The sequence below is a fragment of the Brenneria alni genome (genome assembly GCF_003666245.1).
Taxonomy (GTDB): Bacteria; Pseudomonadota; Gammaproteobacteria; order Enterobacterales; family Enterobacteriaceae; genus Brenneria; species Brenneria alni.
Map to the genome: position 1 here is coordinate 1 of NZ_MJLZ01000051.1, position 25,035 is coordinate 25,035.

Annotated in this window: 21 protein-coding genes, 1 tRNA gene and 2 rRNA genes; 15 read left to right on the top strand and 9 right to left on the bottom strand. The window is 51.4% G+C overall.

The genetic code is table 11. The features are described from left to right. Positions 1 to 284 precede the first annotated feature (284 nt). A complete protein-coding gene (locus tag BIY29_RS20710) occupies positions 285 to 533 on the bottom strand; it encodes a hypothetical protein (RefSeq protein WP_240630189.1) in 249 nt (82 codons plus the stop codon). A gap of 356 nt (positions 534 to 889) precedes the next feature. On the opposite strand from BIY29_RS20710, the gene yajD reads away from it, so the two are divergent. Further along, complete coding sequence (gene yajD / locus BIY29_RS17400; protein ID WP_121576323.1) at positions 890 to 1,240, top strand: HNH nuclease YajD; 351 nt, start codon at positions 890 to 892, stop codon at positions 1,238 to 1,240. Positions 1,241 to 1,283: 43 nt separating this feature from the next. Here yajD and mtnK read toward each other — a convergent pair whose 3' ends face one another. Then, a complete protein-coding gene (mtnK, locus tag BIY29_RS17405) occupies positions 1,284 to 2,486 on the bottom strand; it encodes an S-methyl-5-thioribose kinase (protein WP_121576324.1) in 1,203 nt (400 codons plus the stop codon). Between the two features lie 147 nt (positions 2,487 to 2,633). Here mtnK and mtnA point away from each other — a divergent pair, with 147 nt between their 5' ends. After that, positions 2,634 to 3,665: an S-methyl-5-thioribose-1-phosphate isomerase gene (gene mtnA / locus BIY29_RS17410; RefSeq protein WP_121576325.1), complete on the top strand. Its 1,032-nt coding sequence runs from the start codon at positions 2,634 to 2,636 to the stop codon at positions 3,663 to 3,665. 351 nt (positions 3,666 to 4,016) lie between these two features. Here the strand turns inward: mtnA and BIY29_RS17415 are convergent, their stop codons facing one another. The 3 genes from BIY29_RS17415 to BIY29_RS17425 are packed head-to-tail and all read right to left on the bottom strand — an operon-like array spanning position 4,017 to position 5,889. After that, positions 4,017 to 4,562, bottom strand: a complete 546-nt coding sequence (locus BIY29_RS17415) for a 1,2-dihydroxy-3-keto-5-methylthiopentene dioxygenase (protein WP_121576326.1) — start codon at positions 4,560 to 4,562, stop codon at positions 4,017 to 4,019. Next, positions 4,559 to 5,278: an acireductone synthase gene (mtnC, locus tag BIY29_RS17420; RefSeq protein ID WP_121576327.1), complete on the bottom strand. Its 720-nt coding sequence runs from the start codon at positions 5,276 to 5,278 to the stop codon at positions 4,559 to 4,561. Before mtnC ends, BIY29_RS17415 begins: the two co-directional genes overlap by 4 nt. Further along, positions 5,275 to 5,889 carry a methylthioribulose 1-phosphate dehydratase gene (locus BIY29_RS17425; protein WP_121576328.1) on the bottom strand — a complete coding sequence of 205 codons (615 nt, stop codon included), beginning with the start codon at positions 5,887 to 5,889 and terminating at the stop codon, positions 5,275 to 5,277. The genes mtnC and BIY29_RS17425 overlap by 4 nt, the downstream gene beginning before the upstream one ends. A gap of 167 nt (positions 5,890 to 6,056) precedes the next feature. Between BIY29_RS17425 and BIY29_RS17430 the strand changes: the two genes are divergently transcribed. From BIY29_RS17430 to emrB, 9 genes are all read left to right on the top strand, one after another. Further along, the gene (locus tag BIY29_RS17430) at positions 6,057 to 7,214 is read left to right on the top strand and encodes a pyridoxal phosphate-dependent aminotransferase (protein WP_121576329.1); all 1,158 of its coding nucleotides are present in this window, start codon (positions 6,057 to 6,059) and stop codon (positions 7,212 to 7,214) included. Then, positions 7,202 to 7,969, top strand: coding sequence for an amidohydrolase (locus BIY29_RS17435; protein WP_121576330.1), 768 nt, complete (start codon positions 7,202 to 7,204; stop codon positions 7,967 to 7,969). The genes BIY29_RS17430 and BIY29_RS17435 overlap by 13 nt, the downstream gene beginning before the upstream one ends. Positions 7,970 to 8,676: 707 nt before the next feature. Next, on the top strand, positions 8,677 to 9,879 hold the full coding sequence (gene proV / locus BIY29_RS17440) for a glycine betaine/L-proline ABC transporter ATP-binding protein ProV (RefSeq protein WP_121576331.1): 1,203 nt from the start codon (positions 8,677 to 8,679) through the stop codon (positions 9,877 to 9,879). Further along, on the top strand, positions 9,872 to 11,038 hold the full coding sequence (gene proW, locus BIY29_RS17445; protein WP_121576332.1) for a glycine betaine/L-proline ABC transporter permease ProW: 1,167 nt from the start codon (positions 9,872 to 9,874) through the stop codon (positions 11,036 to 11,038). Before proV ends, proW begins: the two co-directional genes overlap by 8 nt. Before the next feature lie 106 nt (positions 11,039 to 11,144). Next, positions 11,145 to 12,149 carry a glycine betaine/L-proline ABC transporter substrate-binding protein ProX gene (gene proX / locus BIY29_RS17450; RefSeq protein WP_121576333.1) on the top strand — a complete coding sequence of 335 codons (1,005 nt, stop codon included), beginning with the start codon at positions 11,145 to 11,147 and terminating at the stop codon, positions 12,147 to 12,149. Between the two features lie 286 nt (positions 12,150 to 12,435). Further along, on the top strand, positions 12,436 to 13,644 hold the full coding sequence (locus tag BIY29_RS17455) for an MFS transporter (RefSeq protein ID WP_121576334.1): 1,209 nt from the start codon (positions 12,436 to 12,438) through the stop codon (positions 13,642 to 13,644). Positions 13,645 to 13,988: 344 nt separating this feature from the next. Next, positions 13,989 to 14,504, top strand: a complete 516-nt coding sequence (mprA, locus tag BIY29_RS17465; protein WP_121576335.1) for a transcriptional repressor MprA — start codon at positions 13,989 to 13,991, stop codon at positions 14,502 to 14,504. 121 nt (positions 14,505 to 14,625) lie between these two features. Beyond that, complete coding sequence (emrA, locus tag BIY29_RS17470; protein WP_121576336.1) at positions 14,626 to 15,801, top strand: multidrug efflux MFS transporter periplasmic adaptor subunit EmrA; 1,176 nt, start codon at positions 14,626 to 14,628, stop codon at positions 15,799 to 15,801. 17 nt (positions 15,802 to 15,818) lie between these two features. Continuing rightward, on the top strand, positions 15,819 to 17,354 hold the full coding sequence (gene emrB / locus BIY29_RS17475; RefSeq protein WP_121576337.1) for a multidrug efflux MFS transporter permease subunit EmrB: 1,536 nt from the start codon (positions 15,819 to 15,821) through the stop codon (positions 17,352 to 17,354). Between the two features lie 41 nt (positions 17,355 to 17,395). Here emrB and BIY29_RS17480 read toward each other — a convergent pair whose 3' ends face one another. Continuing rightward, on the bottom strand, positions 17,396 to 18,556 hold the full coding sequence (locus BIY29_RS17480; RefSeq protein ID WP_121576338.1) for a tRNA/rRNA methyltransferase: 1,161 nt from the start codon (positions 18,554 to 18,556) through the stop codon (positions 17,396 to 17,398). Between the two features lie 272 nt (positions 18,557 to 18,828). On the opposite strand from BIY29_RS17480, the gene trxC reads away from it, so the two are divergent. The 4 genes from trxC (at position 18,829) to pssA (ending at position 24,324) form a co-directional block, all read left to right on the top strand. Beyond that, positions 18,829 to 19,248 (top strand): thioredoxin TrxC, encoded by a 420-nt coding sequence (trxC, locus tag BIY29_RS17485; RefSeq protein WP_121576339.1) that lies wholly within the window; start codon positions 18,829 to 18,831, stop codon positions 19,246 to 19,248. A 155-nt stretch (positions 19,249 to 19,403) separates the two neighbouring features. Beyond that, positions 19,404 to 20,102 (top strand): tRNA-uridine aminocarboxypropyltransferase, encoded by a 699-nt coding sequence (locus BIY29_RS17490; RefSeq protein WP_121576340.1) that lies wholly within the window; start codon positions 19,404 to 19,406, stop codon positions 20,100 to 20,102. A 50-nt stretch (positions 20,103 to 20,152) separates the two neighbouring features. Beyond that, on the top strand, positions 20,153 to 22,801 hold the full coding sequence (locus BIY29_RS17495) for a bifunctional acetate--CoA ligase family protein/GNAT family N-acetyltransferase (RefSeq protein WP_121576341.1): 2,649 nt from the start codon (positions 20,153 to 20,155) through the stop codon (positions 22,799 to 22,801). Between the two features lie 167 nt (positions 22,802 to 22,968). After that, on the top strand, positions 22,969 to 24,324 hold the full coding sequence (gene pssA, locus BIY29_RS17500) for a CDP-diacylglycerol--serine O-phosphatidyltransferase (protein ID WP_121576342.1): 1,356 nt from the start codon (positions 22,969 to 22,971) through the stop codon (positions 24,322 to 24,324). Positions 24,325 to 24,572: 248 nt separating this feature from the next. Here pssA and rrf (BIY29_RS17505) read toward each other — a convergent pair. The 3 genes from rrf (BIY29_RS17505) to rrf (BIY29_RS17515) form a co-directional block, all read right to left on the bottom strand. Beyond that, positions 24,573 to 24,688: ribosomal RNA gene (gene rrf / locus BIY29_RS17505) — 5S ribosomal RNA — on the bottom strand. A 36-nt stretch (positions 24,689 to 24,724) separates the two neighbouring features. Then, a tRNA-Thr gene (locus BIY29_RS17510) sits at positions 24,725 to 24,800 on the bottom strand. Positions 24,801 to 24,817: 17 nt separating this feature from the next. Next, positions 24,818 to 24,933, bottom strand: a 5S ribosomal RNA gene (gene rrf / locus BIY29_RS17515). Between the last annotated feature and the right edge of the window lie 102 nt (positions 24,934 to 25,035).

Below are 25,035 nucleotides of genomic sequence, written 5' to 3' on the forward strand. Positions count from 1 at the left end.
CTTATGCTTCAGTAACTATTTCTTCGGGGGGTAATTGCCATAGCGTGCAGGCCAAACCGCTGGCGGTGATGCGCTTTTGAAGTCTCTACCTTTTTTGAACAGAAAAAGAAATGGTGTTCTCAGTATTATTTTGTAATATATTAATGACATCATCTTTTTTTCTCCAGAACTCATTTTTATCACTTTCACTCAAAATGTTACCCTCATATTTTTAAAACCCCAGGTTTTCTATATAGTTAACCAATTCTGATTTGCCGTCAGAGTTAACATTAGAAAAAACAATGCTATATTGTCATTGGTGTTGTTCCATCTGGCGAATCATAATAAATAATGTAATCATCTGAAATAAATGGCATTTCCTTTATTTCATCAAAAGTAAATATATTAAACACAACATAATCGTTTTTCGTATATGAAAAACTGACATTAACAAATAAAACAGGAAAAGTTGCTCCAACCCCCAAAAATATCAATACAAAAAGTATAACTTTTATAAAACCACTCGACCACAATATTGACATTTCTTTCCACACCTATATTATATCCAGTCTTATTATCAATGTGTATTAACATTTGGTTTTTTATTTATATCATGTATTGGTGATATATACCTTAGAATTTAGCCACAAAAAATCTTCTCGATACATATCTCTTATAATGGTAATTTTTTTGTAAGAAATAAACCGTCATACTCTTGGAATGAAAGATCAGAAAAAAGGCAAATTAAATTATCGTGCTGATAATATTTTTAGCGATAATTTAAAATTCTAACTTGAACATCTTCATGGTGCCGAGCATGACATGTTGGCTTACACCCATTTACACTCTTTATACTGCCGATCAATCGGGGTAAAATGACGATTTCCTACACAATGAAGACACCATACCTATGGCCTATATCCCGAAAAATTACGCCAGGCTCGAAAGCGGCTATCGTGAAAAAGCACTGAAACTTTTCCCCTGGGTCTGTGGCCGCTGTTCGCGTGAATTCGTTTATTCCAACCTGCGTGAACTCACCGTGCACCATATCGATCACGACCACAGTAATAACCCGGAAGATGGCAGCAACTGGGAAATGCTGTGCCTCTATTGCCACGATCATGAGCATTCAAAATATACCGATGCGGATATCTATGGCTCTACCGTGGTCGCGGGTGAAGATGCACAGAAAGATGTCGGCCTCGCCACACACAACCCTTTTGCCGATCTAAAAGCATTGATGGAGAAAGGGAAAAAATAAGTGTAATGGGGCAGCCTTTCGCCCCAGACCTGAGAGGCGGAGGCTATGCCCCGCTTTGCCGCACATGGGCCAGCAATTCATCCACATTATCGATGTGCGGTGCGGCAAGGATTAACGTGCGCCCAAGGTGCAGCGCCTGACGCTGACATTCCGCTCTGGCATCCTCATTTTGGATGGCGTCGAGATCAGCGACATGCGCCAGCCCAATTGTGCGGCGAATCAGTTCAGTACCGCTGAAGCCGATAGCGTCCTGCCATACCTGCTGTAAAAACCGCTCGGCATAGCCAGATGCCGCCAGCGAAGGATCACGGCTATGCTGCTGACTCAGCGACAGAAAACGCGTCGCAAAGGTCGTCCACAACGTGCGAATATCGGCAAAACGCTGCTCACGTCCTGCCGCCGCCTCACGCGGCGCCAGCAAGCCCGGTAAACCGCAATAGTTCAGCAGCAGATTCCCGCTCGCCGTTCCCACATCAAAACCAATTGGCCCATAGAAACCAAACTCGGCATCAATCGCCTTTAAGCGCCCTTCCGCCACAAAGATCGAACCGCTGTGGATGTCGCCATGCAGCAATGCTTCTGCTGTGCTCAGAAAACGGTGCTTTAACCCGGCCACCGCCAACTTCAACGCCCGATCGTCGCGCAGCGCCTGTACATCGGCTGACAGCACCGCATCAAACTGGTTTCTTTCATGATCAATATAAGGGTCGGTAAAGAACAAATCTTCGGTGATCTGGCACAGCTCAGGGTTGGTGAACTGACTCACCGCCGCTTTTTTAGCGTGCGGAGACTGATAAAAATCCGACGTATGAAACAGCGTTTGCGCCAAATATTCCCCCAACTGTGTCGCTGCCTGTGGATAATAAATTCCCTGAATCAACTCGCCACGCCAGATACGATGGTCAGACAGATCCTCCTGCACCATCACCGCCAGTTGTGCATCATGGTGCAAAACGGTCGCCGTATGCTGAGGGCAAAACTGTGCATGAACCAGCAGCGTTTCCGCTTCAATGCGGGCGCGATCCAGCGTCAGCGGCCAGGACTCGCCAACGCAACGCACATAGGGTAGGGCCTGTTTGACGATTACCCGGCTTACCCCCTGAACATCACGAATTTTAAATACCAGATTCAGATTACCGTCGCCAATTTCCTGAGCCTCGACCAGCGAGTGCGGATCGCTCACCCTGCCATACTGGCGGGCATATTCCACGGCATCCTCTGCCGTAAAGGTGCGGTAAAGTGACATTGCCAACCCCTTGTTATTCTGCATTCACGATTTTTCAGAACCGGACAGGTTCCTGGACATAAAAGCGTTTGGACATCTATACATCCATCACACATAGCGGCAGAATAAGAAAATCGATGCAATAACGCAACAAGGATTTAACCACTCATGCAGAGACTTAACACTACCAGCCTGAAAATCGTTGACGACCAACTGTGGATCCTCGATCAGCAGGCGTTGCCGCAGGAAAAACGCTGGTGTCCTTGCCCTGACGTTACCGCACTGGTTGACCATATTCAGGCGTTACGGGTACGTGGCGCACCGCTTATTGGTCTATCCGCCAGCTTGTTGCTCGCTATACTGGCGGAAAAAGGGCTAACCCAGCCGCAACTGGCACAGGCGCTGGAGACGTTACGTGCAGCCCGTCCTACCGCCGTCAATCTGATGAATAACCTGGACAGGATGAAGCTGGCGCTGGTACAGCCACAGTTTGCCGAGATAATGGCGCAGGAAGCGCTGCGGCTGGTCGAAGAAGACCGCACGTTATGTGAGCAAATTGCCGATTACGGCGCCACGCTGGTAACGCCTGACAGCCGCCTGCTGACCCACTGTAATACCGGCGGGCTGGCAACAGCCGGTATCGGCACCGCCATCGGCGTATTGCTGCGCGCACATCAGCAGGGGAAAGTTGCCCAGGTATGGGTTGATGAAACCCGGCCATTACTACAAGGGGGGCGCCTTACCGCCTGGGAACTGGGTGAGCTGGGGGTTCCTTACCAGTTGATATGTGATTCAATGGCCGCCAGCCTGATGGCGCAGGGAAAAGTGGACGCGGTGTGGGTAGGCGCGGATCGGATTGCCGCCAACGGCGATGTCGCCAATAAGATAGGCACTTACAGCCTGGCCGTACTGGCGCACTATCATCACATCCCCTTTTACGTTGCGGCGCCGCACACCACGCACGATCCCGAGTGCCCGGACGGCAGCGCCATTCCCATTGAACAACGCGCCGCGGCTGAAGTCGCTGGCGTATCCGGCAGTTTCGGCCACTGCCAATGGGCGCCACAGAACGCCCCGGTTTACAACCCGGCGTTTGACGTCACACCCGCCGCGTTGATCAGCGGTTGGGTGCTGGATACTGGCGTCGTCACACCGCAAGCGGTAAAAGAGGGGATATTTCACTCAGCGCTGAACTCATAGGGACGCATAATTGATATAAACGCCGATTGGCAGATTGGCATCAGACCATCTCATTAAGCTCTTGTTACAAGGAGGAGCGTATTGATGCCTCAAACATCCTCTGAATATCCCTGTCGGCTTCATCAAAACGGTGATCCATCGCGATATGACAAAGCTCTGTGAATTTGCATATTTCACGGTTTCTTCTCTTCCCGGCGTAAAAAATTATGCTGAGGTGGGCATGACCGCCGAGAGAGCGACAGGACGTCGCGAAAGCCAGTGCCGCGTAAGGAACGCGTCACTGGCGGTTCGAAAAGCGGGCATGAACGCCGAAGGAAAGTCATTTCGCGGTGCAAACCTTTGTCATCACACTCAGCTCGCCAACGTCGGATACGCTTCCGCGATCTTATCGCCGGTAAAATGGGCGACCCACCCTTCCGGGTTGTCGAACAGACGGATGGCCGTAAAATGCGGTTCCGGCCCCATATCAAACCAGTGCGCCGTACCCGCAGGAACCGACAGCAGATCGTTTTTCTCACACAGGATCTGGAAAATCTTGCCTTGCAGATGAAGGCAGAACAGCCCGGCGCCCTCAACGAAGAAACGCACTTCATCCTCATTATGGGTATGTTCGGACAGGAATTTGGCGCGCAACTCGGCGCGCTGCGGATTATCCGCCCGAATACTGATGACATCACAGCTCTGGTAGCCTTTTTCCGCTACCAGCCGATCGATCTCGTGCCGGTAAGCCGCCAGCACCTCTTCGGAATCCGGGTTGGCGCTTAACGGCTGGTTCGCCTGCCAGCGTTCAAACCGTACGCCGATGTCGGCCAGTTGCTGACCAATGGCTTCAGCATCCTGACTTTGCCAAATCGGTTGGCTTGCATCGCTATCACTAAAGATGGTCAGTGCACTCATTGGGAATACTCCTGTAAATCGATCTGGTCAAAACGTGCCACCTGACGGTGACGACTTAAGTCATCGGCATCGGTGCGGATTAGCTGGCAGGTGTGCCAGCCTGCTTCTTGCGCCGCATCCAGTTCCTGACGAATATCCGACAGAAAAAGTAACTGTCTGGCGGGTAAACCGATGGATTGCGCGATAGTACGGTAAGACGCAACGTCGCGTTTGGCGCCAACGCGGGTATCAAAATAATCGCTGAACAGCGCACGCAGATCGCCTGCATCACTGTAGCCAAACAGCAGTTGCTGGGCTTCGACCGAGCCTGATGAATAGACATACAGCCGGATACCCTGTTGCCGCCAGTCAGCTAACTGTGCAGCGACGTCTGGGTAAATATGACCGCAGAAATCACCGCTGAGATAGCCGCTGCGCCAGATAATGCCCTGTAGCTGTTTCAACGCGGGCGATTTACGGTCTTCATCCATAAAACGGTTTAATGCGTCAATCAGCGCCTCATCATCGGCATCAGGCTGTTGTAATTCCTGACGCAGCAATGCCAGCGCCTGGGCAATCTCTTTACTTTGCCCTTGCTGTCGCACCGCGTCCGTCAGGCGGGCGCGAGCATAGGGAAACAAGACGCTATGCACAAAACGGATATCACTGGTGGTGCCTTCAATGTCCGTCACAATCGCTTTAATCGCATCGTCTTTAATGATCCCGGCGTGACTCATCTGGCCTCCAGCAAACGACGTTGCAGTTCACACTGGAACAGGAATTCCAGCCCTTCAAGATGACGTCGCGCCTCTTTTACGCTATCGCCCCAGCAATAAAGGCCATGACCGCGCACCAGAAAACCGTAGCGCAACGGTTCATACTCCGCATGGGCAGCCACTTTTAACGCCAGCGCCGCAATATCCTGATCGTTATCGAAAATCGGGATCGCCACGCGATCCAAATGGCTTTGCTGCCCCGCCAGCGATTTCTGCATTTCGTATCCTTGCAGTACCAGTTCCGGGCCGGTTTCCACTCTGGAGAACACCGTGGCGTTCACCGAGTGGGTATGCAGCACCGCACCAACCTGCGGGTAAGTCCGGTACAGCAACGTGTGCAGCCCGGTTTCCGCCGAGGGCGTGCGCCCACTGGGCACATGGTTGGTGGCGATATCCACCAGCAGGAAATCATCAGCCTGTAAGCTGCCTTTATCCTTGCCCGATTCGGTAATCAGGCACTGCCGCTCATCAAGGCGCACGGACATATTGCCGCCGGTCGCCGGACACCAGCCTTTTTGCCCTATCCAGTGGCAGGTGGCGAGCAGCGCCGTAATTTGCAGGTTTTCAGTCATGAAGCATCCCGTTTTACTGGTACGTTTTACAAATAGTTAGTACCTTTGGTTATGACTTAGCACTTAAAGGAATTTAGCCGTTTAAACGTCCAAGCGTCTTGATTGCCAAATACTAACATCGTGTTATATTGGCAGGCAATACAGGCTTGCAGGAGTCCTTATCCGTCATGAGCGCCGCCCTTATTCCCGACAGTAAACTGCCTTCGCTTGGCACCACCATTTTTACCCAGATGAGCGCACTGGCCCAACAGCATAAAGCCATCAATCTATCACAAGGCTTCCCTGATTTTGATGGCCCCGATTATTTACAGCAGCGTCTGGCTTATCACGTCAGTCAGGGGGCGAATCAGTATGCGCCGATGACCGGTGTTGCCCCGCTGCGTACCGTTATTGCTGAGAAAACCGCCGAGCTGTATGGCTGGCAGCCTGATGCCGATACCGAAATCACCGTGACCGCTGGCGCAACGGAAGCCCTGTTTGCCGCCATTACCGCGCTGGTTCGTCCCGGTGATGAAGTCATCTGTTTTGATCCCAGCTATGACAGTTACGCCCCTGCGGTAGCACTGGCTGGCGGCGTGCTGAAACGTATTGCGCTGCAACCGCCCGCTTTTCGCGTCGACTGGGCTGAGTTCGCCGCCCTACTCAGCGATCGTACCCGTTTGGTGATCCTGAACACGCCGCACAACCCCTCTGCCACCGTATGGCGGAGAGAAGATTTCCAACAACTGTGGCAGGCCATTGCCGCACACGAGATCTATGTGCTGAGTGATGAAGTGTATGAGCATATCTGCTTTGCCAAAGAAGGACATGCCAGCGTGCTGGCGCATCCGTCACTGCGTCAGCGGGCCATTGCCGTTTCCTCATTCGGTAAAACCTTTCATATGACCGGCTGGAAAGTCGGCTACTGTGTCGCGCCTGCGGCGTTGAGCGCCGAAGTGCGTAAAATCCATCAATATCTGACGTTTTCAGTTAATACGCCCGCCCAGTTGGCGATTGCGGATATGTTGCGTGACCAGCCTGAACACTGGCGCGCCCTGCCCGACTTTTACCGCGCCCGCCGCGACCACTTTGTAAATGCGCTGGCCACCAGCCGTTTTGAAATTCTGCCCTGTGAAGGCACCTATTTCCTGCTGGCGGATTATCGCGCCATTTCCGAACGGGATGACGTGAGCTTCTGTCGTTGGTTAACCGAGCATGTTGGCGTGGCGGCAATTCCGATGTCGGTATTTTGCGCCGATCCTTTCAACCACACGCTGATTCGACTATGCTTTGCTAAACAAGAAGTTACCCTGGATGCCGCTGCGGAGCGCTTATGTCGACTTTAAAAATCACACTGCTGCAAGAACCGCTGATCTGGCTGGATGCTACGGCTAACCTACATCATTTTGATACGCTGCTGGCGGATATCAGCGGACGTGATGTGATCATTTTACCCGAGATGTTTACCAGCGGCTTCTCAATGGAAGCGGCAAAAAACAGTCTTGGGCAGTCGGTAGTTGAAGCGTGGCTGTATCAGTGGGCGCAACGGAATAATGCGCTGGTCGGCGGCAGCGTTGCCGTGCAAACGCCAAAAGGGGCGGTCAACCGCTTCTTGCTGGTCGATCCCCACGGTAAAGTTTATCACTATGATAAACGTCACCTGTTCCGTATGGCGGATGAGCACCACCATTATCAGGCTGGCGCAGAGCGCACCGTTATTGAGTGGCGCGGCTGGCGAATCTGCCCGCTGATTTGCTATGACCTGCGCTTCCCGGTGTGGTCTCGCAATCGGCAGGATTACGACCTGCTGCTGTACGTGGCCAACTGGCCCGCGCCGCGCTCACCGCACTGGCAGACGCTGCTGGCGGCGCGAGCCATTGAGAATCAGGCTTACGTCGCGGGGTGCAACCGCGTGGGAAGCGACGGCAACGGCCACAGCTACCGGGGCGACAGCCTGATCGTTAATGCGCTGGGTGAAATTTTGGTTTCAGCGCCGCCGAACCAGCCAGCCCGGTTGGATGCCGAGCTGTCGCAGGAAGCCTTGCAAAGCTACCGTGAAACCTTTCCCGCCTGGCGTGACGCCGATCGTTTTACCCTGTGAATCGCCTTGTCGACGGAGAGCGGCTATTTTAGGGCGGTGACAATTTCATGCGCCGACAAGAAGCCGACAGATCGCACCAAAGTGTGCAAAAGCACCATTTCTGCTCCCTGCCATCATTGTTCCCGCTCATCCAGAGCGGTATAAAGGTCGGTAATGTGATGAGACTGATAATAATGTTATCTGTATCACACTACCCGCATAAGCAATATTCGTCAGAATCGTCTGCGCATCAGACATCAAATTACACCAGAAAATCATCACTCATATTTTTGCTATAATTAACGCAGCGGCCGCGATTTGCATAAATTATTTTGCACGAAAATCGGTCTATTATGCTGCCTGTCAGGCAGAAATCGAATTTTATATTCCCCGAAATTTCATTGATAAAACAAACAATAATCATCAATTGATCACCCGTGGAAAAGGCTTATTCCGCGCAGATGATAATCACAACATAAAATACGGATAATCAATTGTTTTAAAACAATAAAACCATACAATCCCATCAGCATTAAAATCGAAAATCCGTATCCAATTATATGAAAATAATAGTATTAAAATCGCACTGATTATTATGTGGCAGCCGCAATCAATTCGGATTACAAGGGGTTGTCTCAGAATCTCATTATGGTAGGGTATAGGCCGTTTAATCATTATCAGGACAACGTTATAGAACTATAAAATGACGATAGGAAAACAATAATTTCATGGCAATTAAACTTGAAGTAAAGAATCTTTATAAGATATTTGGCGAGCATCCTAACCGGGCATTTAAACTGATTGATAAAGGTTTAAGTAAAGACCAGATATTTGAAAAAACGGGTCTGACTCTCGGTGTAAAAGATGCCAGTCTGGCCATTGAAGAAGGCGAAATATTTGTCATCATGGGATTATCCGGTTCCGGCAAATCAACCATGGTACGCCTTCTCAATCGTCTGATTGAACCGACTCGCGGTCAGGTTCTGATTGATGGCGAAGATATCGCTCAAATATCTGACGCAGCGTTGCGCGACGTGCGGCGTAAAAAAATCAGTATGGTATTTCAGTCTTTTGCCTTAATGCCGCACCTGAATATTCTTAACAATACCGCCTTTGGCATGGAGCTGGCTGGCATATCGAAAGCGGAGCGCGAACAGAAAGCGCTCGACGCTCTGCAACAGGTCGGTCTGGAGACTTACGCCAGTTCCTATCCTGATGAGCTGTCCGGCGGGATGCGTCAGCGTGTGGGGCTGGCGCGGGCGTTGGCCAACAACCCAGATGTCCTGCTGATGGATGAAGCCTTCTCCGCGCTCGATCCCCTGATCCGTACAGAAATGCAGGATGAACTGATCAAACTTCAGTCGCGTAACCAACGCACTATCGTCTTTATTTCGCACGATCTGGATGAAGCCATGCGCATCGGCGATCGTATCGCCATCATGCATGGCGGCGAAGTGATTCAGGTCGGCACCCCGGACGAAATCCTGAACAACCCGGCTAACGACTACGTCCGTACCTTTTTCCGTGGCGTGGATATCAGTCACGTTTTCAGCGCCAAGGATATCGCCCGCCGCCGCCCGGTGACGCTTATCCGTAAAACACCGGGGGTGGGGCCGCGTTCTGCGCTTAAACTCTTGCAGGAAGAAGACCGCGATTACGGTTACGTGCTGGAGCGCGGACAAAAATTTATCGGCGTCGTCTCCATCGACTCACTGAAACAGGCCCTGAAAGAACAGCAGCCGCTGGAAAATGCGCTGTTATCCGATCCAGCTCCTGTGCCCGCAGATATGTCGCTCAATGAACTGATCTCGCAGGTAGCGCAAGCCCCTTGTGCTGTCCCGGTGATCGGTGAAAACAACGAGTACATTGGCATCATTTCCAAAGGAATGCTGCTACAGGCACTGGATAAGGAAGGAGTGACCAATGAGTAAATCAACAGACAATCCCTGGGGAAATACCACCGTGCCGGAGCAAAGCGCCGAACAGGCCGCTGGCCAGAACGACGCCGCTACAACACAGAGCGATCCCTGGGCTACCAGCGCCCCTGCTCAGGATGCGCCTGCCAGCGGTGCGGATGCCTGGAGTACCGCGCCGCCATCCGGCGGCTCATCCGATGCGGCACAGGCAGGCAGCGACTGGCTCAACAGCGCCCCGCCTGCCGAACCCGAACATTTCAGCCTGCTTGATCCCTTCAAAGATACGCTGATCCCGTTGGATCACTGGGTAACAAACGGAATTGACTGGGTGGTGCTGCATTTCAGACCGCTGTTTCAGGGAGTTCGCGTACCGGTGGATTTTATTCTGAGCGGCTTTCAACAGTTGCTGCTCGGTATGCCCGCGCCGATCGCCATACTGGTGTTCTCACTGATCGCCTGGCAGATGTCCAGCCTCGGAATGGGCGCGGCTACCTTGATCTCACTGATTGCCATTGGCGCCATTGGCGCATGGTCGCAAGCCATGGTCACGCTGGCATTAGTACTGACGGCTCTGTTCTTCTGCATGCTGATTGGGCTGCCGATGGGGATCTGGCTGGCGCGCAGCGAGCGTGCCGCCAAAATCATCCGGCCACTGCTGGATGCGATGCAGACAACACCCGCCTTTGTCTATCTGGTGCCGATCGTCATGCTGTTCGGTATCGGTAATGTGCCGGGCGTCGTGGTCACCATCATCTTTGCCCTGCCGCCGATTATTCGTCTGACGATCCTGGGTATCCGTCAGGTGCCGGCTGATTTGATCGAAGCCGCCGAATCCTTTGGCGCCAGCCCCAGACAGATGTTGTTTAAAGTCCAGCTACCGCTGGCGCTGCCAACCATCATGGCAGGCGTAAACCAGACGTTGATGCTGGCGCTGTCGATGGTGGTCATTGCCTCAATGATCGCGGTAGGGGGTTTAGGCCAAATGGTACTGCGCGGCATTGGCCGTCTGGATATGGGGCTGGCGGCGGTCGGTGGCGTCGGTATCGTTATTCTGGCCATCATCCTCGACCGTCTGACTCAGTCGCTGGGTCGTGACAGGCGCAGTAAAGGGAATAAAAGCTGGTATACCGTCGGCCCCATCGGTCTGGTAACCCGTCCTTTCATCAAGCAATAACTTATCTGTGCCAACTGTCTGGCAACACACTCAGACAGTTGGCGACATCCAATCTCAGACTTACGCAATAAACCTGTTTAACTACAGCAGAAAAGAGGGAATAACCATGCGAAAAACCAGAATCTGGGCTGCCGCCCTGACAACCGCGCTGCTGAGTACGCAGCTTTTCGCCGCAGAGACACAACTGCCCGGTAAAGGCGTTAACGTTATACCGGTGCAAAGCACCGTCTCCGAAGAAACCTTCCAGACCATGCTGGTCAACAAAGCGCTGGAAAAACTGGGTTATAACGTACAGCCAACCCGTGAAGTGGATTATAACGTGGCTTACGCGTCTATCGCGTCGGGTGACGCGACCTTTATCGCCGTCAACTGGGACCCGCTGCAAGCCGATCAATATCTCGCCGCAGGCGGAGACGCAAAATTCTACCGTCAGGGTGAGTATGTTTCCGGTGCGGCTCAGGGTTATCTGATCGATAAAAAGACAGCCGATCAATACAAGATCACCAACGTTGCACAGTTGAAAGATCCCAAAATCGCCAAACTGTTTGACACCAACGGTGACGGCAAGGCCGATCTGACCGGCTGCAATCCAGGCTGGGGATGTGAGGCAATGATTAACCACCATCTGCAAGCCTATGACTTGACCAAAACGGTCGACCATAATCAGGGCAATTACGCCGCAATGATCGCGGATACCATCACTCGCTATAAAGAAGGTAAACCCATTCTTTACTACACCTGGACACCTTACTGGGTAAGCGATGTGCTGGTTCCTGGACGTGACGTGGTATGGCTCCAGGTGCCTTTCTCATCTCAACCTGGCTCCCAGCAGGGCAAAAGCACCAAATTGCCCAATGGCGCTGACTATGGCTTCCCGGTCAACAACTTGAGAATTGCGGCCAACAAAGCCTGGGCAGAGAAAAATCCTGCGGCAGCCAAACTGTTTGCCATCATGAAACTACCGCTGTCCGATGTGAATGCGCAGAATCTGCGGATGCATGAAGGCGAAGGTTCTCAGCAGGATATTGAACGCCACGTTAACGGCTGGATTAACGCCCACCAGCAGTTGTTTGACGGTTGGATCAAAACTGCCGCCGAAGCAGCGAAGTAAGGATCTCCCTTTAACCGGAAAGGCGGCTTTGCCGCCTCAGACCATTGACAAAGTTCCTTATTAGGGAAAGCGTGCTGAGGGGTCGTAGCGGCGTAAGCCGCCGGAGCGCCCCTCGGTACGGTAGGCCCGTGTATCTCAGGCTTACAGGCTACTTTGTCAGCAACCTCAGGCGGCTTTGCGCCTCTCTTTTTCCTCCATCACCTCAATCCTGCAATCTCTGCTGGCATATCCCCATCTCCTGCCTGATACTGTATCGTCATTAACATCATCTTAACCTTCGAAAACTATGCCATATCAGCCGAAGCAGCCGGGTCTCAGCCTGTCTCTTACTCTCATTATGTCTGTAGCCACCGGCCTTGCCGTCGCCAGTAATTACTACGCCCAGCCACTGCTGGAAACCATCGCCAGAGCATTTGAACTCTCTGTCAATCAGGCCGGTTTTATCGTCACCGCCGCACAATTAGGCTATGCCTTTGGCTTGCTGTTTCTGGTGCCGCTGGGAGATATGTTCGAGCGGCGGATGCTGATCGTCAGCATGACTCTCCTCGCTGCGGGCGGTATGTTGATTACCGCCTCTTCCACCACGCTGTGGTCGATGATTACCGGAACGGCGCTGACGGGTTTGTTCTCCGTGGTGGCGCAACTGTTGGTTCCGCTGGCCGCAACGCTGGCTACCCCGGAAACACGAGGGAAAGTCGTTGGCACCATTATGAGCGGCCTGCTGCTGGGTATCCTACTGGCCCGTACCGTCGCGGGCGCGCTGGCCTCGTTGGGAGACTGGCGCACAGTTTACTGGTTCGCCAGTGTGTTGATGGTTATCATGGCATTAATACTATGGCGTGCTCTGCCGCGTCTTGATCAGCAAAATACGCTTAATTACCCGCAGCTTTTAGCCTCAATATTCCGCCTGTTCGCCGCCTCACCGTTATTACGCACCCGTGCGACGCTGGGCTGCCTCGTTTTTGCCAATTTCAGCATACTATGGACGTCCATCGCCTTTTTACTGGCCGCTTCCCCTTACCATTATTCCGAAGGGGTTATCGGTCTGTTTGGATTAGCTGGGGCGGCTGGCGCACTGGCGGCTTCACGCGCAGGCCGCCGGGTCGATCAGGGCAAAGCCAGACAAACAACCATCGTTGGCCTGGCACTATTGTTACTGTCATGGCTGTTTGTGGCTTTTGGCATTCAGTCGGTGCTGGCGTTGTTAGCCGGTATCATCGTGCTGGATCTGGCCGTTCAGGGCGTACATGTCACCAACCAAAGCGTGATTTATCGCATGATGCCTGAAGCCCGTAACCGACTGACGGCCGGTTATATGACCCTCTACTTTATTGGTGGTGCATTGGGTTCGCTGATCTCGGCATCGGCCTATCAACACTGGGGCTGGCTTGGCGTTTGTGCAGCGGGTAGTATCATCAGCCTGTTAAACCTACTGGTGTGGTGGAAAGGACATCATTATGAAGCTCAGGTAACAACGGCCACTTCAGGCCATTAAACACATTCGCTAATCACATTATCCATTTACGCAAAGAGTGAAATTCCAATAACGCTTTGATAGTGTTATCACGACGTCGGTTTTCAAACCCGCAGTATCGTATTTTCAACCTTGTTTGGCGCACTCTGTTATGGGATCATAATCAAATTATTCTGATTTCCCCGCGCACCATCATTCTCTAACATCGCGGCATAGCTTCCATGATGTCGGGTATTCTTCCAATTTTCGGCAGAAAATCGTTTACTTTCTGTCACAGAAAAAGCGAGCTTATCTAGCACGGTGTCGTTTACCCAAGTAGTAACTTTAGTTACTATACGGTTCGTGATTAATGAGGTTCATATAAAATGGATAGTTCGTTTACCCCAATAGAGAAAATGTTAAGCCTGCGAGCTTCACGTAAACCTGATTTTCCGTATCAGGAAGTTCTGCTGTTGCGTTTATGTATGCATATGCAGAGCAAAATACTGGAACACAGAAATAAAATGCTCAAAGAACAAGGAATTAATGAAACCTTGTTTATGGCATTAATCACCCTGGAAGCACAAGAGTCTTACAGTATTCAACCTTCAGAACTCAGCGCCGCACTGGGATCATCGCGGACTAATGCCACCCGAATTGCTGATGACCTGGAAAAAAGAGGCTGGATAGAAAGGCGTGAAAGTGATAGCGATCGACGCTGTTTGCACCTGCATATGACAGAGCAAGGCAAGGCTTTCCTGGGTCAGCTACTTCCCCCGCAACATAAAAGTCTCCATTTTCTCTGGTCTACACTCGATATTGATGAGCAAAAGCAGCTTGAAACATTAATGCGGAAACTGCTGACCCGGCTGGATGAAATGGATAACATCGAAAATTCATAACAGACTCATTTTAAAATAAAAATAACGATATCATCCCCACTATACCTGACATTTCCCAATGTTTATCTCATCGGGACGCTAATGTAATACCAGGCAAAAAAGAGAATAAAGAGAGAGAACAATGAGTGAAAACGTGGAAAATCAGGCTCCGCTGTCAGCACAGAAAAACAAGAAAAGGCAGCGCAAACGGATACTGACGCTGTTGACCGTTATCTTTATTGTTTTTGGCTGCATCTGGTTTATTTATTGGTTCCTGATCCTCAGACACCACCAGAATACCGATGACGCTTACATCGCCGGTAATCAGATCCAGGTTATGGCGCAGGTGACAGGCAGCGTAACCCGCGTGAATGTTGATAATACGGATTTTGTTAAACAGGGCGATGTTCTGGTCGAACTGGATCCGACTGACGCGCAGCAAGCCTTCGAACGGGCCAAAACAGCGCTCGCCAGCAGCGTACGTCAAACGCATCAGTTAATTATTAACAGCAAGCAGTATCAAGCGAATATCGAGCTACGTCAGACCGAGCTGAATAAAGCGTTGAGCGACTTAAACCGCCGAGAAACACTGGGTAATGTGAATGCCATCGGCCGTGAAGAAGTCCAGCACGCACGGGATGCCGTAGCGAGCGCCAGAGCCTCGCTGGAAGTGGCCAAACAACAGTATCAGGCAAATCAGGCCATGATCCTGAACACGCCATTAGCACAGCAACCCGCGGTACAACAGGCGGCGGCAGAAATGCGCGATGCCTGGCTGGCATTACAGCGGACAAAAATCGTCAGCCCGGTAAATGGCTATATTTCACGTCGCAGTGTTCAGGTTGGCGCCAGAATCTCTGCCACATCAGCACTAATGGCCGTGGTGCCCGCCGATCATCTATGGGTTGACGCCAACTTTAAAGAAACCCAGTTAGCCAAGATGCGCATTGGTCAGCCAGCCACCGTTATCGCAGATATCTACGGTGATGATGTGGTTTATCAAGGCAAAGTTGCAGGCCTGGATATGGGCACCGGTAGTGCGTTCTCTCTGCTCCCTGCACAAAATGCTACAGGCAACTGGATAAAGGTCGTGCAGCGTTTGCCGGTGCGTATTGAACTGGATCCACAACAAATTGCCGAACATCCATTACGTATCGGCCTGTCGGCACTGGTCAACGTCGATACCGCCAATACCGAAGGTAAAGCGCTGGCGGAAACTTCACGCAGTACGCCAGCTTATGAAAGTGATGCACTGGCGCTGGATCTTGCGCCGGTCAATCAAATGATTAGCGATATCATCCAGGCTAATGCCGGTTAATCTGTCAGGAGAGCAGCGTGCAGAGAAAACCGCTTAAAGGCGCCAGTCTGGCCTGGATGACCATTGCCTTGTCGTTGGCAACCTTCATGCAGGTGCTGGACTCCACTATCGCCAACGTGGCGATTCCGACCATTGCCGGTAATCTGGGTGCGTCCAATTCGCAGGGAACCTGGGTAATCACCTCTTTCGGGGTTGCCAACGCCATTTCCATTCCTATCACGGGTTGGCTGGCCAAACGCGTTGGGGAAGTGCGTCTTTTCTTGTTGTCTACCGCCCTGTTTGCTTTCACCTCCTGGCTGTGCGGCGTGTCCACCAGTCTGGAAATGCTGATCTTTTCCCGTGTGTTACAGGGGATTGTCGCCGGTCCGCTGATCCCATTGTCACAGAGCCTGTTATTAAATAATTATCCTCCCGCCAAACGAAGCATTGCGCTGGCGCTTTGGTCGATGACCGTGGTGGTCGCCCCTATTTTTGGGCCGATTCTGGGGGGCTGGATTAGCGATAATTACCATTGGGGTTGGATCTTCTTTATCAACGTCCCTTTGGGGGCGGTAATTGTGTTTATCACCTTACAGACACTGCGTGGGCGGGAGACTAAAACAGAGATCAAACCCATTGATACCATCGGGCTGGCATTACTGATTGTCGGTATCGGCAGTCTCCAGATGATGCTCGATCGGGGCAAAGAGCTGGACTGGTTCAACTCCAGCGAGATCGTTATTCTTACCGTGGTTGCCGTCATCGCGCTGACGTTTTTAATTGTCTGGGAATTGACCGACGATCATCCGGTGGTGGATTTGTCGCTGTTTAAATCGCGCAATTTCACCATTGGCTGTTTGTGCACCAGCCTGGCCTTTATGCTCTATTTCGGCGCTATCGTGCTGCTGCCGCAATTATTACAGGAGGTATACGGCTACACCGCAACCTGGGCTGGGCTGGCTTCCGCGCCGGTCGGTTTAATGCCGCTGGTGCTGTCGCCGATCATTGGCCGTTACGCATCACATCTGGACATGCGCAAGCTCGTCACCTTCAGCTTTATTATGTATGCCGTGTGTTTCTACTGGCGCGCCTATACGTTTGAGCCGGGAATGGACTTTGGAGCCGCCGCGTGGCCGCAGTTTGTACAGGGATTTGCCGTGGCGTGCTTCTTTATGCCGCTCACCACCATCACACTCTCCGGCCTGCCGCCGGAGCGGATGGCGGCGGCGTCCAGCCTGTCTAACTTTGCCCGAACGCTGGCGGGGTCTATCGGCACGTCTATCACCACCACATTATGGACACAGCGTGAATCACTACACCACGCCCACCTGACAGAATCGGTGACGCCCTATAATCCGCTGGCGCAGGAAACCTATCAGCAACTACAGTCGCTGGGGATGAACCAGTCGCAGGCGTCGTCTTATATTGCCAGCGAGATTACCGCTCAGGGGCTGATTATTTCCGCCAATGAGATTTTCTGGGCATCCGCTGGCGTATTTTTGATCCTGCTGGCGCTGGTGTGGTTCGCACGCCCGCCTTTCAACTCAGGAGGCGGCGGCAGCGGCGCACATTAAGTAAAAAAGGTGGCCCCCGGCCACCTTTTTGTTTGCCTTTATCAGGCTCTATTTTGTCGCCACCACTCAGACAGCAGAATACCCGTCGCCACTGAAATGTTCAGGCTCTCAACCTTACCAGTTCCATCAATCGAGATGCTAACGTCACCCTGTTGCCAGGCGCTATCCGATAGGCCATCGCCTTCCTGTCCCAGTACAATCACGGTTTTAGCCGGGAATGTAGTTTTCGATAACGCCGTTCCTTTGTGGCTGGAGGTTGTCACAATGGTATACCCAGCTTGACGGAACTCAGACAGCACAGAGAGAAAATCATCGGCATTGATGGCTTTAACATGTTCCGCGCCGCCTTCAGCCGTGCGTACCGCGGCCCCGGACTCCAACAGTGCCGCATCCTGAACCAGAATGCCGTTCACGCCAAAGTGCGCGCAACTTCGCATAATGCCGCCGAGATTGTGCGGATTACCCACCTCTTCCAATGCCAGTACACAATCGTGCGCGCCGGCCGTTTGCAGGTACTCAACAACATCCATGCCCTGGCGCTTTTTAATCAGGAAGCAAACGCCACCGTGGTGCTCGGTGCCAGAGGCTTTGATCAGTTCATCATCTTCAACAACATGATAAGCCTTGCGGTTAGCGGCCATCCAACGCAATGCTTCACGGAAACGCGGCGTTACTTCCTGCAAAAACCAGGCGCGGACAATAGCATCCGGACGGCTTTTAAACAGCGCATGGCAGGCATTTTCACCATAAACCCGCGTTTCTTCCTGACGCTGACGGCGAATCTGCGCAGGATCTATCTGGCTTTTACCACTGATTCCGCCATGATCTGGCTCGGCGTCTTCACTCGGTGCACGGGAAACCGTTTTCCAGGGTGAATCATAAGCACCACTTTCTTCACTACGCGGACGACGTGGCCGCTCAGAACGCTCACCGCCATGATCCTTGCCCCAGGGGCTTTTTTCACGGACATCCGCGTCACGAGAGGGGTTCTCACGAGCATGACGCGGGTTCTTATCACGAGGATTTTGAGGCTTATCACGCCGATCCCGCGAGCCACTGCCTTCACGCTGGCCACGACCACTTTCACTGCGACGATCTTTCCCAGCCGGACGTGTGTTTTTATTCTCTTTATCGCCCTCATCATCGCTACGGACGTACATCACGCGGACTTTGCCGCTTTTACCATTGAATGAATCGCTCATCGTTCTCTCCACCTACGCGCTGGGCGCGAAGATTACCTTATGTACACCCGCATAGCTACCTGCTTGTGGTAAAAGCCAAAAACTATCATAGCTATTGAGTAAACCACGTTGTTGCCCCGCCCCCTGCCCGCCATACTTTACTAACTATTAAGCAACATAACGTTTAAGTAATAGTTGGTTAATTTAACATGTTGTTGACATGAAGTTGCCTTCTCGCAACCGTTTTCATCAACAGCACACTTTTTTAGTCCCTTTTTATCTGAGGCCTCGTTATGAATACGGTATGTGCATCTTGCCACACAACAAACCGTCTGCCCGAAGAACGTATTGATGATCACGCAAAATGTGGCCGCTGTGGAGACCCCCTGTTCACAGGTGAGGTTATCAATGCCACTGAAGCGACACTGGATAAATTTCTACAGGATGATCTGCCCGTCGTCGTCGACTTCTGGGCGCCATGGTGTGGCCCCTGCGTCAATTTTGCGCCTGTATTTGAAAGTGTCGCACAGGAACGTGGCGAAAAAATACGCTTTATTAAAGTTAATACAGAATCCGAACCAGCACTCAGCACACGTTTCCGCATCCGCACCATTCCAACACTTATGCTGTTTAAACAAGGAAAAATGGTCGACATGCTCAATGGCGCACTGCCTAAAGCTCCCTTTGAAGGCTGGCTGGACGAGTCTCTGTAAATAACCCTTCAGACCCTGGGTATTCTGACTCCGGGCCTTTTGGTCAGACAGCATGTCGATTAGAATAACGTCTTTCAGAGCCTGTTTTATCGATGACCTCTAAACTGTGGATCGTAAACAGGCTCTTGGCAGAGTGCGATGATCCCCAATATTTCATGATTAATAATGCTGTTCTTCGTTTGCGCCAGCAACGCCTTGAGCAATCAACCAAACCATTCCGCGCCCGCGGCTGTCGTGTGATACGCTGTCAGCACTGTCTGTTGCCGGTCAACGCCTGCCTGTGTCATACCATTCAGCCACATGATTCCCGCAGCCGTTTCTGTCTGGTGATGTTCGATACTGAGCCACTGAAACCGAGTAATACAGGACGCCTGATCGCCGACATATTGCCAGACACACAGGCTTTTCTCTGGTCACGAATATCGCCCGACCCACAGTTGCTTGCCGCCTTAAAAAATCCGCATTATCAACCTTATCTGGTTTTTCTGGCTGATAAAGCAGAAGAAGGGCGTAAGATATTCCAGCAGATCCCCCCGCAGGTTAAGCCCCCTTTGTTTGTCTTGCTGGACGGCACCTGGCCGGAAGCACGGAAAATGTTCCGCAAAAGCCCTTATCTGGATCAATTCCCCATTTTGTCACTGAATGTTGATGCGCTTTCTCGCTATCAGCTACGGGAAGCCAGCAACGCCGGGCAGCATTGCACCGCTGAAATTGCCATTGCTTTACTTGCGCAAGCCGGAGATAACATCGCTGCGGATGCGTTATCGACCCACTTCGATCGCTTCCGCAAACACTATCTGGCCGGGAAGTCGCACCATACCTTACAAGAAATTCCACCCACCATCACGGCATGATCGGTAGAAAACGTTTAGTATCAAATAGTCTTCTGCTAAAAGGGTGACTTATGAGCCAACGCGGATTAGAAGCACTATTACGTCCTCAGTCGATAGCCGTTCTGGGCGCGTCAGAAAAACCCGGACGGGCAGGTTTTCTGATGATGCGAAACTTGCTGGATGGCAACTTCAACGGGCCGGTACTCCCCGTCACACCTAAATACCGCGCTGTCTGTGGCGTTCTGGCCTATCCGAATGTGACCAGCCTGCCCATGACACCCGATCTTGCCGTTATCTGTACCAACGCTAATCGCAATCTGGCATTGCTGGAAGCACTTGGACAGCGCGGTTGTAAAACCGTTATTATCCTATCTGCTCCGCCCTCTCAATTCAGTGAGTTAAAAGCCTGTGCGGTTCGCTATCACATGCGTTTATTAGGCCCTAACAGCCTGGGCCTGCTCGCGCCCTGGCAGGGATTTAACGCCAGCTTTTCCCCCGTTCCCATTATGAAAGGCAAGTTGGCGTTTATTTCTCAATCCGCAGCGGTATCGAATACCATCCTGGACTGGGCTCAACAACGGGGTATTGGTTTCTCCTATTTTATTGCGTTGGGCGATAGCCTGGATATTGATGTTGATGACCTGTTGGATTTCTTAGCCCGTGATGGCAAGACCAGTGCGATTCTGTTACACCTTGAACACATCAGCGATGCCCGTCGTTTCCTTTCAGCCGCCCGGAGCGCCTCCAGGAACAAACCTATTCTGGTGATAAAAAGCGGACGCAGCCAGCAGGCACAACAGTTGCTCAACGATCAGCCGCAAGGATTAGATGCCGCCTACGACGCCGCCATCCAACGTGCTGGCCTCTTACGAGTACGTGACACGCATGAACTCTTTTCGGCAGTGGAAACCCTTAGCCATCTGCGTCCATTGCGCGGCGATCGTTTACTCTTAGTCAGCAACGGCGCATCACCAGCGGCACAGGCTCTTGATCAGTTGTTGAACAGACAGGGTAAATTGGCGGTACTCAGCGAGACCACTCAGCAAGCATTGCGGGAAACGTTGCCGCAACACGTCACAGCCAGTAACCCACTCAATCTGCGTGAGGACGCAACGACCAAATGCTATCTGGCGGCGGTTTCAGTTTTACTGGATAGCAATGACGTTGATGCGCTGCTAATCATTTATGCTCCCAGTGCCGCTGCACCTGGCACCGAAAACGCGGCACAACTGATCACGCTTTTTCAGCAACACCCTCGCGGCAAACATATCACGCTGCTGACGAACTGGTGCGGCGAATTCTCTTCACAGGAAGCGCGCCGTTTATTCAATGAGGCGGGTATTCCTACCTACCGCACGCCAGAGGGTGCCGTGACGGCATTTATGCACATTGTCGAATATCGTCGTAACCAGAAGCAGCTTATGGAAACCCCTGCTCTACCACCGGATTTGACAGTCAATGCCGGCCAGGCGCATTCGCTTATTAAGCAGGCGCTGGCAGACGGCGTCACTCAGCTAGATACCCATGAAGTCCAGCCCATTCTACAGGCTTACGGTTTAAATACCCTGCCAACCTGGATTGCTAATGACAGTACCGAAGCGGTATACATCGCCGAGGAGATAGGCTATCCAGTCGCCATTAAGCTGCGATCGCCAGATATCCCACATAAATCTGAAGTTCAGGGCGTTATGCTCTACTTGCGAACCGCCAGAGAAGTTCAGCAGGCCGCTGATGCGATTGTTGATCGGGTGAAACGAACCTATCCTCAGGCGCGTATTCACGGCCTGCTGGTACAGGGCATGGCAAACCGGGCTGGTGCTCAGGAGCTCCGGGTTGCTGTTGAGCAAGACCCTGTCTTCGGGCCGTTAATCATGCTGGGGGAAGGTGGTGTTGAATGGCGGGAGAAACAGGCAGCCGTAGCGCTACCGCCGTTAAATATGACGCTGGCCCGCTATCTGGTGTTACAGGCGGTAAAAGGGGGAAAAATCCGCAGCCGCAGTGCACTGCGTCCTTTAGACATTCCGGCCCTCAGCCGTTTACTGGTACAGGTCTCAAACCTGATACTCGATTGCCCGGAAATATCCCGGCTGGATATTCATCCCCTATTAGCCTACGGGAATGAATTCACCCTACTGGACGTCACACTCCATCTGGCGCCATTTAGCGGTGACCCGCAGTCAAGGTTGGCTATCCGGCCTTATCCGCAGGAGCTGGAAGAAACCGTTGTTCTCAAAAATAGCACGACCTGCCTGTTCCGCCCCATCCTGCCCGAAGATGAACCTTTATTGAGTAAATTCATCGCTAAAGTCACTAAGGAAGACCTATATTATCGTTATTTCAGCGAAATTAATGAATTTAATCACGAAGACTTAGCCAATATGACCCAGATTGACTACGACCGAGAAATGGCTTTTGTTGCCATACGTCAGGCGGAAGAAGGCACCGAAATTATTGGTGTTACACGAGCTATCTCTGATCCAGATAATACCAATGCTGAATTCGCCGTCTTGGTACGTTCCGATTTAAAAGGGTTAGGTTTGGGTAGACGCCTGTTGGAAAAATTAATCCAGTATGCCAGATTACATGGGCTGGGGCGGCTGAATGGAATCACCATGCCGTATAATCAGGGAATGATCACGCTGGCGAAGAAACTTGGCTTTAATGTCGATATCCAGTTGGAAGAAGGTATTGTAACGTTGGAACTACCGTTGAAAGATTAATCACTATACGTGATATAGCTCCCGCATCAGGAGACGATCTGGCTATCAATGGCAAAACTTGCTCACAACAGCAGGAAAGTAATGGTATTATCGCCCGATTCGCCTATTCCTTAACTTTTGATGATGACCTACGGGTCATACACTGATGAGAGAAGAAACGCACTGTGATGTTGTCAAAATTTAAACGCAATAAATACCAACAACACCTTGCACAACTGCCCAAAATCCCTCAGACAGCTGATGATGTTCAGACACTTCATACCCCTGAGAGCTTCCGCACCACGTTATTAAATACCATTCTGAATGCCAGAAAACGTATTTATCTGGTGGCGTTATATCTGGAGCGAGACGATGGCGGTATAGGTGTGTTGTCTGCTTTATATGAGGCTAAACGGCAGTGTCCCGAACTTGATATCCGTGTATTGGTTGACTGGCATCGCGCACAACGTGGACGAATAGGCGCAGCAGCAGCAAATACCAATGCCGACTGGTACTGTGAGATGGCGCAAAAACATGCCGATACTCACTTCCCTATCTACGGTGTCCCCGTTAACACGCGTGAAGCACTGGGTGTGCTGCATCTGAAAGGCTTTATCATTGATGATTCCGTGATATACAGTGGCGCAAGCCTGAACGATGTCTATCTGCAACAATACGACAAATACCGCTATGATCGTTATCAGATAATTCATAACCCAATACTGGCTGATACGATGGCCGAGTATATTCAAAGTATGTTGTCGGCCCCGGCAATACATCGTTTAGATCGTATTGATCGGCCTAAAAGTCTGGAAATCAAAAACGAAACCCGGCAATTTCGGCAGGCATTGCGTACAGCAACCTATCACATACCTGACTGCGGTTATGTTAACGATCAACTGTCCGTTACACCACTGGTAGGGTTAGGCAAACAGAGTCCTCTGAATAAAACCATCCATCATCTAATGTATTGTACAGATGACCACCTTGTGATGTGTACACCGTATTTTAACCTACCCGCTCTGCTGGTTCGGAACATCATTCGGCTATTACGACAGGGGAAGAAAGTAGAAATCATCATCGGTGATAAAACCGCGAATGATTTTTATATTCCAGAAGATCAGCCATTTAAGATCATCGGTGCCTTACCTTACCTGTATGAAATTAACCTGCGCCGCTTCCTGAGCCGGTTACAACGCTATATTGACAACCAGCAACTCGTCGTTCGCTTATGGAAAGATGGTGACAACAGTTTCCACCTAAAAGGGATGTGGGTTGATGATAAATGGCAGTTACTGACCGGTAACAATCTTAATCCCCGCGCCTGGCGTCTGGATCTGGAAAACGCCATTCTCATCCACGATCCTAAACAGGTCTTGTCAACACAGCGCTTGCAGGAACTGGAATGTATCAGAGTACATACCCACGTGCTGGCAAACTACATGGAATTGGAGAGCATTGCGCAATATCCGATAAAAGTGCGCAAACTCATTCGACGCTTACGCCGTATCCGCATAGACAGGCTTATTAGCCGTATTCTCTAATACTCCCGGTACAGTAAAAACGTATAAAACTCGGGTATTTCCTATGCGTTCGATTAAGCATCGGAAATACCCGGATCTACGGCGGAACATCTGGAGAATATCCCCCGAATCTTTATCGCTTAACGTCTGCTGAATATGACGATACTAGCAGCGTCTCTGATAAGAGAGACACGGACAAAAAGAAAGGTTAAAAAACAACAGATAAGACAAAGGGCCATCCAATAGGATGGCCCTTTGTCTTAATAGAAACCTGGCAGTTCCCTACTCTCACATGGGGAGACCCCACACTACCATCGGCGCTACGGCGTTTCACTGCTGAGTTCGGCATGGGGTCAGGTGGGACCACCGCGCTATCGCCGCCAGGCAAATTCTTTTTTAAGCCGAAACATAACCCAAACATTGGTGCTGATACCCAGAGTCGAACTGGGGACCTCACCCTTACCAAGGGTGCGCTCTACCAACTGAGCCATATCAGCGCACCTACTTATTTGATGCCTGGCAGTTCCCTACTCTCACATGGGGAGACCCCACACTACCATCGGCGCTACGGCGTTTCACTGCTGAGTTCGGCATGGGGTCAGGTGGGACCACCGCGCTATCGCCGCCAGGCAAATCTGTTTCATCCCGACCGTTACGCTTTTCTTTTGCGCAACCACCGGAACCAATCTCAAAACAAGCTGAATATCTTCTGAGTCTATTCGTATCATCCTG